The following is an 11,546-nucleotide window of genomic DNA, read 5'->3' as shown; positions in this document are numbered from 1 at the left end:
ATTGAATTATGAGTTATGAATTATGAGTTTATAAACAGTAATTCATAACTCATAACTCCCTCACAGTTTGCTTCCGCAGTTGCTGCAGTAGTTTGCCTTGCCTTTCTCTACGGGTGCTTTACATTGGGGACAGGGTTCCTGGGCATCATTGGTAGCGCGTGCCATCTCCACTGAAACAATGCCCGTTGGCACTGCAATAATTCCGTAGCCTATGATCATAAGCATACTCGCGACTAAACGCCCAAGGGGAGTAGCTGGCGATACATCTCCATAACCGACAGTAGTAACGGTAACAATAGCCCAGTAAATACTTTCGGGAATGCTGTTAAATCCGTGCTGCTCTCCTTCAATGACATACATTAAAGTACCCACTATAGTCACAAGGGTTATAACTGCTGAAAGAAAAACTGTGATTTTATAAAGACTCGCCTTCACGGCTTTGCCGAGGATGTTTCCTTCATACAGATAACGCGTTAGCTTAAGTATTCTAAAAACCCGCAGCAAACGTATAGCACGCAAAACAATGAAGTATTGGCCGCCCTGGAGAAGCAAAGCAAAGTAACCCGGGAGCAGGGCAAGCAGATCCACCATTCCGTAAAAGCTAAAGACATAGCGCCTGGTATTCCTTGTGCTGTATATCCTCAGGATATATTCTATAGTAAAGGTGAAAGTAAAGACCCACTCCAGCAACCTGATCTGCGGTTGATAAAGCCGCCTGAAACCTTCCACACTCTCCATAAAAACCAGGAGAATGCTCAGGATAATAAGCCACAGAAGAACAATATCAAAGAATCTTCCGGCCCTGGTATCAGAACGAAAAACGATAATATAAATCTTATTTCTAAGGTTGCTCCTGCGGCGTTGCATCAATAACTATACATTCGCAACGCGGAATGGTTTCACGTCGACCGTTTCCCAGACCTTCTCTTTAATGTAGGGTTCGTTTTCAAGCCAGGCATTCAAATCGTCTTTAGTTTCAAACTGCACTACCATAGTCGAACCAGTCATCTTCCCCTCCTCATTGAGTACAGCGCCTGCAACTATAAAATTATTATTCGCTTTTAACGCGCGGGCGCCTTCCAGATGTTTTTCTCTCACAGCCATTCGCCTTTCGAGCGCATTCTCATCCGTGTAATCTGTTCCTGTAACTAAATATTGTGTCATGTCTTATTTATATATTGGGTTATAGGGCAAATATATAAGTTTATCCAGGTGGCAGCCAAGTGTATTTTACATGCAAGCAAGTTCAGATGATCTGTTCCTCGTAGATCACTTTCCCCTTAGCAAGAACTTTTGTAGTATCTACCGACCATGCTGAAAGATATACGGAACCATCAGCCTCAAAGCGAAGCTTAAAAAAGCCCTTGCATTTTATACCAAAACGAAGATACTTACCCGATTGAACCACGTATTTTACTTTAGAGCCAGATCCGCTTACGATAAAATGGTTCTTGTTTTTACAAATATACTGAAGGTTATGCTCATGGCCTGCCGCGTAGATGAGGTTTGGGTACCGGCCTAAGATTTCCTTCAGCCTGGACCGCAGCCTTCTATACCGGGGGTGCGACATATCTTCGCGGGCTCCGAGAAATTTCCGGTATAATGGCAGAAGCGAACCAATGCCAGGTAAGGGGATCCAGGCGTCCTTGTCGTATAGTGTGAGGGGAAAGATATGATGCTTCAGCTTAAAGCGACCTCCATGAATGGCATAGCTGTAAACCGGATGGTGCCCCAGAACAAGCAGATGCTTGTGTTTATTCTCTTCAAGAATTTTCTCAAGCTGTTCAAAAAAATCGTCTTCAGAGTTAACACGACAACCATACTGTGCCCCTATCGGCCGCAGCCCCTTCTGTAACCACCACTGTGTATCTATGGCTACAATAGTTATATTGTCGCCTATATTGACTTTTGCCGGCCCGGGACAGCCATTAGACGGAAGAAATACATTCTTGCCTCCGAATAATTCCTGTATATACTTCTCTTGCCTTAAAATATACTCATAGCCATCTTTTCTTCCTTTGTTCCAGTCGTGATTCCCTGCAATAAATATCACTTTGCCCTGATAATCTTTGAGCGCTTCATGATGTCTTATAAGCGTATTTTCAGCATTCTTACGCAGTATATTTCCCTTCGGAGGGAGTCCCCGGGGATAAATATTATCGCCAAGGAATACAACCGCAGAAGGTTGCGATGGATCCAAATGCGCACATAGGGTCTGCAGTACCGGATCCGGACGTACCGGAGAAATATCGCCGGTATCGCCAATCAGGAATATCTCAAAAGGGGCAGAATCAAGATTAAGAGAGGGCATATTGTATAAACGCAATATATGTAAAGATTGTTGACAAAACTCAGGAACACATCTAATTTTATCATACATTTGTTAAGTCATTCCGATGCAATGGACACATTAAACTCAGCCATTTTGCGATGGGCAACGCTTTTCGCAGTCATTTTAAACGTTTTATTTAACTACTCTTACGTAAAGATCTTCAGTCAGGCCAGCATGGGAGAGGTATCAGCCCGCTACCCCAGTTTATTTACTCCGAGCGGATACGCCTTTTCCATATGGGGACTTATTTATATATCCTTTATTTTCTATTGCATCATTCAGCTGCAAAGATCGCGGCTCCCAAAAAAATTATATAACCAGGTAAGCCTTCCACTATTACTATCAAACCTGCTGGCAGGACTGTGGATTTGGGTATACACGAATGAAATGCTGTTATTGAGCGTAGTTATAATATTGGCTTTGCTTTTCCTGAGTATTGAAATGTTCATAGTCACTGGAAAGGCTGCGCGGCAGTCGAAACATAGCTGGTGGCTCCAGTTTCCGTTCAGCTTATTCTTTGGATGGCTTTCCGTTGCCTTTCTGGCCAATCTTTCGGTGTTCGTTGCCGAACAACAAGGAAAAGGAAATCCTATGCTTGCTTTTATAATGCTGGCAATTGCGGGTTTGGCGGCGATCATCGTAAGCTTTCGCTTTAAAAATGCTGTATATCCGGCTGTTATCGCCTGGGCCACTATCGCCATCGCATCTGCCCGGAAAAACGATCATACAGACATTGCGTATGGAGCACTGGCAATTTCAATCGTTTCCATCATAATGGTCATTATTGCGGTTTTACAACTAAGAAATTTAAAACGGCAACGTGAACAATAATCTATTATACATTGAGACAGGGATCATCATTATTTTCTAATAGAAGTGGTTTTTTAAAACTTTATTACCATTTTTAGGTTCTTCTACTATGCAGCATTTATTCGAAAAGGGGATTTGATGAAACATTTGAATAAAGCCTTAATTGAAAATGATATAGTTACACACTGAGCTGAAAACGATGTTAACGTTATGCTAAATCTTTACCGGCAACTGATCAGTAATAATCTTAATAATACAATCTTCGAAGAGCTTTCAGAAGAATGGCTGGAAAGATTGTCTGCTGATGTTAGAAACGAATTTATCAACGGCTTTTACAACGCCGGAATCCTCACAGTAAATATGTCTGATTTCAACCGGAATGATTTTTACGAAAAAGTGATCCGGAACAAATTTCCATTGTATTGCGAAAACCTTTATATGCACCTGGCTCCTATCATTCAACGTTGCTTAAGACGAATGTTCCTGGGGTTTAATGATAACCTTACCGAATACAAGGTTGTACTTTTTATGGAAGGACGCGAGGAGGATCAACTAGAGGCGGTAAAATATACAATTACCATATTTTAAACAAGGATCTCCTGAATAGAACATATCGTCCTGCACTCTGCACAAGACGATATTTCTTAAATCATATTATAGGATTACTGCGCACATATTTAAGAACGATGAGCCCTAAAGGGGGAAGTATCAGCGGAACGGAATGTGTTCTTCCGTGCATTGGAATAGGGAATGCTTCTATCTCCGGGTCATTCAATACATCGCTCCCTCCATATTTGAGATTATCTGAATTGAATATCTCTTTATAAAAACCAATTTCAGGAACACCTATGCGGTAATTCTCATATACTACAGGAACGAGGCTCGCAATAAAAATAAGATCATCCTTCCTGTTGTTTCCCTTTCTTATCCAGCTGATCACGCTATTTGATGCATCACTAATATCAATCCATTCAAACCCTCCCGGATCGAAATTGCGTTCGTAGAGCCCAGGTTCTTCTTTATAAAGGCTATTCAAGTCTCTTAACAGTTTCTGGACACCGTTATTTAGCGGGTCGTTGTTCTCGTGCCAGTCCAGGCTATAGTCATGCTGCCACTCATGCTGCTGTGCGAACTCACCGCCCATAAAAATCAGCTTTGCTCCCGGATGTCCGTACATATAGGAAAAAAGAAGCCTGAGGTTCGCAAATTTTTGCCACCTGTCGCCGGGCATTTTATCAAGGAGGGATGCCTTGCCATACACCACTTCATCGTGCGACAAAGGGAGCGTAAACTTTTCCGAATATGCGTACACTAAACTAAACGTAAGTTGTCCCTGATGATATTTACGATAAATAGGTTCTTTCGCAAAATAGTCCAAAGTATCATGCATCCATCCCATCATCCACTTCATATCAAAACCCAGTCCGCCGGATTCCACACTACTTGTAACTCCGGGCCAGGCTGTGGATTCCTCTGCCACAGTGAACACGTCAGGATAATACGTATGAACAGCCTGGTTAAACTCCTGAAGGAAGCTTATTGCCTCCAGGTTTTCTCTTCCACCATATTGATTAGGGATCCACTCACCTTCCTTACGGGAATAATCGAGATACAACATCGATGCCACTGCGTCGACCCTTAAGGCGTCAATATGGTATTTATCCAGCCAGTACAGCGCATTAGATATTAAAAATGCCCGTACTTCATTGCGGGTGAGATTGAAAATATTGCTTTTCCAATCCGGATGAAATCCTTTCCGGGGGTCATCATATTCATAAAGATGGGTACCATCAAAGTAGCCGAGGCCGTGTTCATCGGTAGGGAAATGAGAAGGAACCCAGTCGAGTATCACTCCTATTCCCGATTCATGGAGCTTATCTATCAGGAACATGAACTCCTGGGGCGTCCCGTAGCGGCTTGAAGGAGCAAAATAGCCTGTCAGCTGATACCCCCATGAACCATAAAAAGGATGCTCCATTACAGGCATAAACTCAACATGTGTAAAACCCATATAACTGCAGTAAGCAGGTAGCTCATTGGCGAGCTCTTTGTACGTCATAAAGCGGCCTTCCTCCTCATGCACCCTTCGCCACGACCCGATATGTACTTCGTAAACAGAAATGGGCTTACTTAGCGGATTTTTTCCGGCACGGGAAGCCAACCATTTCTGATCATTCCATGCATAGTCTATATCCCATGTGATGGTTGCCGTATGCGGAGGATTTTCCCAATGAAAAGCATAAGGATCTCCTTTTTCCACAGAATAACCATTATTCGATTCTATGAAATACTTATAATATTCAGCCTCCTGTACTCCAGGAAGAAACGCCTCCCAGATTCCGGATCCATCCCATCTTACCTTCAATGGATGGCTCTGCCGATCCCAAAGATTGAAGTTCCCCACGACAGAGACAAAGCGCGCGTTTGGCGCCCAAACAGCGAAGTAGACTCCCTTTTGTCCCTGATGTTCGGCTACATGAGATCCAAGTTTATTATATAAATGATAGTGTTTTCCTGCTTTGAATAACTGTATATCAAAATCAGTGAAAAGCGAAAAATTCAGATCAGTAGTCATGTATGTTATAAGTTATACGTGTAAATTATACGTAGTTACCGGCTCTATTTATTGACAGCCGCAGTTTTACTAAATGCCAATATCGCTTTAATTCCCCGCAGTGGTACAATCACCCAATTCGGGCGGTTATTCAGTTCGTAATTAAGTTCATAAATAGCTTTCTGTAACAGGAAAGTTTGCAGCAGGATTTCAAGATCATCCTTATCCTCAGGTATAAAATGTGAGCCCCGAACCTCGTCGAGATAAGCATGCATAAAGAAGCCGCTCATGTAATGATACCACTGTTCCACAAAAGGCAACAGCTTTGCAATGTCTTCCCGGCGAATTTGATTATCAAGAAATAAGCTGCCATATGCAGCATAGTGAAAGGAGCGGATCATACCAGCTACGTCCCTTAAGGGTGAATATTTTAAACGCCGTTCGCTGTAGCTGCGTGCCGGCTCACCTTCAAAATCGAGAATTATAAAATCTTTCCCGGTGTACAGCACCTGTCCCAGATGATAATCGCCATGAATGCGGATCTTGGTAACATCAATCTTCCTGCTATATATCCGTTTCAATACGGTCAAAATCTGTTCCTTCATGCCTAATAGCGAAACAGCCTCCTCTCTGACATCGGCAGGAAGTTTCTTCAAATTGCGGTTGAGACTTTGGAATGTGGCACGCACCAGCGTCTGTAATGAAGAAAACACCGATCTCTGGTAATGAAGCGAATACTCCTCAGGTTTGAATGCATCAAGATCCTTTCCCGATGCCAGCGCCAGGTGCATCTGACCAGTGCGTATGCCAAGCAACCGGCAGCCTTCAGCAACTGATCCTTCCAGCAGCTCCTTGATATTCTCCGGAACATCTTCATAAACAACCGGCTCAAGCAAGCTCCCTTTCAGATCTTTAGTGAGGATGGATGGATCGCTATGCGTGAGGATCTTATCATTAAAATCGTTGAGACGATCAAGCATATATTCCCAGGCGTCACTATTGCTCTTTACCATCTCCTGCATCATACCCAACACCATCGTTCCCTTACTGAATTTCCATTCTATAGCCCCAACAAAGGCCGGTATGTGCTTGAATCTGGCATGTTTTGTAAGAAAGTGAGTTATTTCCAGATCGGGATTAATGGCCAAATCAACCTTCCTGTATATTTTAAGGAAGAACAAATTATCGTAAGTAATTGAGGTATTGCTTTGTTCAGCGGACAATACCCTCGGCTTAATCTTATCGTGCTCCTGAACATACTTCCTCAGCAACTTGTTCCCCGAAAAATCGATCTCACTGGTCCTTAAACCGGCATCGTGGTTAGTAGCCATTCGTTTTATAATAGCCATCTGAAGATCAAGACCATAAATAGCGTCATATAGAACCCCTTCTTCGCCGGCAACACTTATTCCCGATATAACAGACTGAGGACACGTTTCCTTTACCCTGTAAGAGAAGTCGCCTCGTCCAAAAGCAACAGGTAACTGATACGTGTCGGGCAGACCGCTCTGATAAGAAACTTCTATTAACAAAAAGATAATACTCATATCCTCATGAGGCACTATACCATGATCTGTAACAGCGATTCGCTCTACCCCACGGCTTTTTCCACCAAACCACCTCATCTTCATAAGGTACGTAGGAAGGATAGAATTTTCCAGTTGTTCAAGGTTCGAAGGTTCCACCAGATCTTTCCATCGCTCCAGCTCGAGTACATGCCTGGTTTGTTGCTCAAGCAGCTCGGGTCGTTCTTTCTGAAGCAGGAAGCACTGGCAGGAATAAGCCCCCAGCGTAACGAAATAGGGATTCGCATCTTTCACTATAGGAAAATGGTTCCTGCTAAAAATCTCCACCGGAACGTAACCGGTATAGGCATCGAGATCCAGCTCTACCGCCTGCGAGAACCTTGAAAGGTTGGCTATTACCAGTATTATTTCATCACCGTAAGTACGGGTAAAGGAAAGTACCTTGGCATTTTCAGAATCGACAAATTTCATATCTCCTCTGCTGAATGCTCTGTATTTCTTCCTCATGCTGATGATACGCTTGGTCCACCACAACAGAGAAGATGTATTGCGCGACTGTATCTCTACGTTTACCGAACCGTAATGAAACTGCGGGTCAAGGATCAGAGGCAGATATAGCCGTTGAGGATTCGCCTGAGAAAAGCCAGCGTTACGGTCGGCGCCCCATTGCATCGGTGTGCGCACTCCGTCGCGGTCGCCCAGGTAAAAGTTATCGCCCATGCCTATTTCATCGCCGTAATAGACCACCGGCGTACCAGGCAGAGTAAACAGCAGCGAATTAAGCAGCTCAATCTTTTTACGGTCATTTTCCATCAGGGGGGCAAGCCGGTGTCGGATTCCCAGATTAATGCGAGCCTTCGGGTCTTTTACATACACCTTATACATATAATCCCGCTCTTCGTCTGTTACCATCTCGAGCGTCAGCTCGTCATGATTACGCAGGAATATCGCCCATTGGCAGGTATCTGGTATCTGCGGTGTCTGATCGAAAATATCCGTCAGCGGATAACGGTCCTCCATCTGAAGGGCCATGAACATGCGGGGCATCACCGGAAAATGATAGTTCATCTGACACTCGTCGCCGTCGCCAAAATAAGCCGCCGAATCTTCAGGCCACATATTTGCTTCAGCAAGCAACAATGTCCCGGGGAAATTATCGTCGACATATTTCCTTAGCTTTTTCAGGAAGGCATGCGTTTCGGGAAGGTTCTCGCAATTGGTTCCGTCGCGTTCAAAAAGATAAGGGACAGCATCCAGCCTGAAGCCGTCTACGCCCATCTTACACCAGTAATTTATCATTTTAAACACTTCCTCCTGCACTTCGGGATTATCGTAATTCAGGTCGGGCTGATGAAAAAAGAACCGGTGCCAGTAATACTGTTTAGCCACCGGGTCCCAGCTCCAGTTCGAAGCTTCAAAGTCCTGAAATATTATACGTGCATCTTTATACTGATGAGGATCATCTGTCCAAACATAGTAGTTGCGGTGAGAAGACCCTTTCGGTGCCTTTCTTGCCCGCTGAAACCATGGATGCTGATCAGAAGTATGATTAATTACCAGTTCGGTAATGACTTTCAGATTTCTTTTATGAGCCTCCTTCAGAAACTGCCTGAATTCTCTGATGTCTCCGTATGACGGATTGATATGATAATAATCGGCAATATCGTAACCATCATCTTTTAAGGGCGATGGATAAAACGGGAGAAGCCATATTGCTGTTACACCAAGGTCCTGAAGATAATCCAGTTTCTCCATCAAACCTTTAAAGTCTCCTATTCCATCGCAGTTACCATCTCTGAACGCCTTAATGTGTAATTCATAGATTATGGCATCTTTATACCAGTGAAGTTTATCGTCGAGTTTTGTGCTTATTTCGGGCATGTTAAAACAGGTTAGATTTATTGTTCAACTCTAAAAATATGCGCAGGCATTTCGTAAGGATTAAGCTGAACATAATTCCACTCATCCTGCCAGCGGTACCTGCTTCCGCTTAACAAGTCGCGCACTGTATATGGAACGCCGGGCCTGATACCCAGTTGCCACAGGGGTATTTTCACGTGAGCACCATGAGTATTATAAGGATCGAGGTTAACCACTACAATGAGGTTATTCTTCGATTCGGGATCGGCCTTCCCGTAACAAATAATTTGATCACTGCTACTTTCTGCAAATTCAAGGTTCCAGGTAGTGTGCAGTGCGGGGTTGTTTTTCCGTATAATATTTACTCTGGCGATTATCTCCTTTATGCGGGTGTACTGATCCCAGTCCCAGTGCTTAATTTCATATTTCTCATTATCGGTATACTCTTCCTTTCCCGGATGGGGCGTATTGACGCAAAACTCATACACCGGCCCGTAAATCCCATAACTCGAAGAAAGTGTAGCCGCCAGTACCAACCGGAGGATATGAGCATTCTCCCCTCCCCAGCTCAGAAAAGGAGAAAGGATATCGGGAGTGTTTGGCCAAAAGTTCGGACGGAATATATATCGCATATCGGTTTTGGTCAGCTCCCTCATATACTCTTCCAGCTCATATTTCGTATTCCTCCAGGTGAAATACGTATACGACTGGTTAAAACCAGCCTTTGCGAGCCTTTCCATGAGCAGAGGACGGGTAAAGGCTTCTGCCAGAAATATAACATCGGGATTGGTCTTTCTAACTTCACGGATCATCCATTCCCAGAAGGAAAAAGCCTTGGTATGCGGATTATCGATCCTGAAGATAGTCACTCCCTGAGCGATCCAGTAGTCCACCAAACTTTTCAGCTCCTTCCAAAGGTTCTCCCAATCCTCCGTTTCGAAGTTTATCGGAAGAATATCCTCATATTTCTTGGGAGGGTTCTCTGCATATTGAACAGACCCGTCGGGCCGCCACCTGAACCATTGCGGATGTTCTTTAACATAGGGATGATCGGGCGCGCACTGGTATGCGATGTCCATTGCAACCTCAATATTGAGCTTTTTGGCCTCTTTTACAAGGCTCTTAAAATCAGCAAGAGTGCCCAGCTGAGGATGAATCGCTTTATGTCCGCCGGTACGGTTGCCTATTGCCCATGGCGAACCCGGATCTTCCGATCCCGGCGTCAGGGTATTGTTTTTCCCCTTGCGGTTCTTTTCGCCGATCGGATGTATAGGAGGAAAATACAATACATCGAAGCCCATCTTCGCAACCCTTGGCAGCAATTTTTTAACATCGTTAAAGGTACCGTGCTTACCCGGCTCGGGAGCTGCTGAACGCGGGAAAAGTTCATACCATGTACTAAATGCTGCTTTCTTCCTTTCAACCTCTATCAACATGGTTTGAGGATATGTGCTTACAAGATCTTCATCCCTGTACCTTCTCATTACCGCACTCAGCTCCCCGCTTAGAGCCGTCAATACTGCTGAGGCAGTGTCGCCTTGCGTCTGCAACCCGGCATGGTAATTTAACAATTCAACCTTATCGGAGTCAGCTGCATATTCAGCTGCTTGCCGGATCAGACCGGCTCCTATCTGAAGTTCTACGTTTACATCCTGTCCCGCTTCGTACTTTTTTTGAAGCCCTTTTTGCCAGGTAGTGAAATGATCTACCCAGCCCTGAACTTTAAACTGATAAAACCCCGTGGTTTCCAACTTCAATACAGCCACCCAGCGGTCATTTACAGTGAAGGCCATGGACGCTGAGCTCCATTCCTGTTCATCCTGATGCTTGAACAACACCCGGGCATCTATTTCATCGTGTCCGTCACTGAACACATCAGCCGAAACGGTTATAGTTTCATTTTCTACTGCTTTTGCAGGATACTGCCCGCCTTCTATCTGGGGGGAAACGTTGGAAATAACAACTCTCTTTCTGCCATTAGATTGAATCATACAGGTAGATTTTCAATTTTAATGAAGTATTATTTTCACAACCCCGTTTAAGACTGAAAAGTTTGAATGAATATTAAATGAAGCAATTCAGAATCAAGTTGTGCCATCTTCCATTAAATGAAAAAACAGCCAACAATATCTGTATAGTGATGTTAAAAGAATACATCTAATAAGAAAAACGATTATGGCAAATTTCAATCCGCAACACAGCGAAGGTAAAGTAGCAACAGCTATTGAAGAACAGACAGCAAAGGTTCCGTCTGATGTATTTTTATGGGCATCTCTCGCATCAATGGGAGTTTCCCTTACCCTTAAATGCCTCGGCAAAAAACATACAGCATTATTTGTTGGGCAATGGGCCGCACCATTTTTGCTGCTGGGGATATATAATAAGATAGTTAAAGTAGAAGGACACGACTAGACATTCTCTTTTTGATGATTCCATGCCGGTCAGTTTTAATATAAAACGACCG

General features: G+C 43.9%; 9 protein-coding genes. 3 read left to right on the top strand and 6 right to left on the bottom strand.

Annotated features, from left to right (window positions below; all coding sequences use genetic code 11):
• Positions 1 to 60 precede the first annotated feature (60 nt).
• The 3 genes from BDE36_RS10470 to BDE36_RS10460 all read right to left on the bottom strand — a co-directional run bounded on the left by BDE36_RS10470 (position 61) and on the right by BDE36_RS10460 (position 2,311).
• Entirely contained in the window at positions 61 to 867 is an 807-nt protein-coding gene (locus BDE36_RS10470; RefSeq protein WP_128770564.1) for an ion transporter, read from the bottom strand.
• Positions 868 to 873: 6 nt separating this feature from the next.
• Positions 874 to 1,164, bottom strand: a complete 291-nt coding sequence (locus BDE36_RS10465) for a YciI family protein (RefSeq protein WP_128770565.1) — start codon at positions 1,162 to 1,164, stop codon at positions 874 to 876.
• 82 nt (positions 1,165 to 1,246) lie between these two features.
• Positions 1,247 to 2,311, bottom strand: coding sequence for a metallophosphoesterase (locus BDE36_RS10460; protein WP_141814809.1), 1,065 nt, complete (start codon positions 2,309 to 2,311; stop codon positions 1,247 to 1,249).
• A 90-nt stretch (positions 2,312 to 2,401) separates the two neighbouring features.
• Between BDE36_RS10460 and BDE36_RS10455 the strand changes: the two genes are divergently transcribed.
• Complete coding sequence (locus BDE36_RS10455; RefSeq protein WP_141814808.1) at positions 2,402 to 3,163, top strand: hypothetical protein; 762 nt, start codon at positions 2,402 to 2,404, stop codon at positions 3,161 to 3,163.
• A 189-nt stretch (positions 3,164 to 3,352) separates the two neighbouring features.
• Positions 3,353 to 3,730, top strand: coding sequence for a hypothetical protein (locus BDE36_RS10450; protein WP_128770568.1), 378 nt, complete (start codon positions 3,353 to 3,355; stop codon positions 3,728 to 3,730).
• A 61-nt stretch (positions 3,731 to 3,791) separates the two neighbouring features.
• On the opposite strand, the gene glgB is transcribed toward BDE36_RS10450, so the two are convergent.
• The 3 genes from glgB to BDE36_RS10435 are packed head-to-tail and all read right to left on the bottom strand — an operon-like array spanning position 3,792 to position 11,073.
• Positions 3,792 to 5,717: a 1,4-alpha-glucan branching protein GlgB gene (gene glgB, locus BDE36_RS10445; RefSeq protein WP_128770569.1), complete on the bottom strand. Its 1,926-nt coding sequence runs from the start codon at positions 5,715 to 5,717 to the stop codon at positions 3,792 to 3,794.
• Positions 5,718 to 5,761: 44 nt separating this feature from the next.
• Positions 5,762 to 9,103, bottom strand: a complete 3,342-nt coding sequence (gene treS / locus BDE36_RS10440; RefSeq protein WP_128770570.1) for a maltose alpha-D-glucosyltransferase — start codon at positions 9,101 to 9,103, stop codon at positions 5,762 to 5,764.
• A gap of 17 nt (positions 9,104 to 9,120) precedes the next feature.
• Positions 9,121 to 11,073, bottom strand: a complete 1,953-nt coding sequence (locus tag BDE36_RS10435) for an alpha-1,4-glucan--maltose-1-phosphate maltosyltransferase (RefSeq protein WP_141814807.1) — start codon at positions 11,071 to 11,073, stop codon at positions 9,121 to 9,123.
• Positions 11,074 to 11,257: 184 nt separating this feature from the next.
• Here BDE36_RS10435 and BDE36_RS10430 point away from each other — a divergent pair, with 184 nt between their 5' ends.
• Entirely contained in the window at positions 11,258 to 11,494 is a 237-nt protein-coding gene (locus BDE36_RS10430; RefSeq protein WP_128770572.1) for a hypothetical protein, read from the top strand.
• Positions 11,495 to 11,546 lie beyond the last annotated feature (52 nt).

It is taken from the genome of Arcticibacter tournemirensis, assembly GCF_006716645.1.
Lineage (GTDB): Bacteria > Bacteroidota > Bacteroidia > Sphingobacteriales > Sphingobacteriaceae > Arcticibacter > Arcticibacter tournemirensis.
This window is presented reverse-complemented; position numbering and strand designations above follow the sequence as displayed.

Bases quoted from the DNA above. Each gene is read 5' to 3' on its own strand.
- BDE36_RS10470 (WP_128770564.1), bottom strand. From the start codon at position 867: ATGCAACGCCGCAGGAGCAACCTTAGAAATAAGATTTATATTATCGTT.
- BDE36_RS10465 (WP_128770565.1), bottom strand. From the start codon at position 1,164: ATGACACAATATTTAGTTACAGGAACAGATTACACGGATGAGAATGCG.
- BDE36_RS10460 (WP_141814809.1), bottom strand. From the start codon at position 2,311: ATGCCCTCTCTTAATCTTGATTCTGCCCCTTTTGAGATATTCCTGATT.
- BDE36_RS10455 (WP_141814808.1), top strand. From the start codon at position 2,402: ATGGACACATTAAACTCAGCCATTTTGCGATGGGCAACGCTTTTCGCA.
- BDE36_RS10450 (WP_128770568.1), top strand. From the start codon at position 3,353: ATGCTAAATCTTTACCGGCAACTGATCAGTAATAATCTTAATAATACA.
- glgB (WP_128770569.1), bottom strand. From the start codon at position 5,717: ATGACTACTGATCTGAATTTTTCGCTTTTCACTGATTTTGATATACAG.
- treS (WP_128770570.1), bottom strand. From the start codon at position 9,103: ATGCCCGAAATAAGCACAAAACTCGACGATAAACTTCACTGGTATAAA.
- BDE36_RS10435 (WP_141814807.1), bottom strand. From the start codon at position 11,073: ATGATTCAATCTAATGGCAGAAAGAGAGTTGTTATTTCCAACGTTTCC.
- BDE36_RS10430 (WP_128770572.1), top strand. From the start codon at position 11,258: ATGGCAAATTTCAATCCGCAACACAGCGAAGGTAAAGTAGCAACAGCT.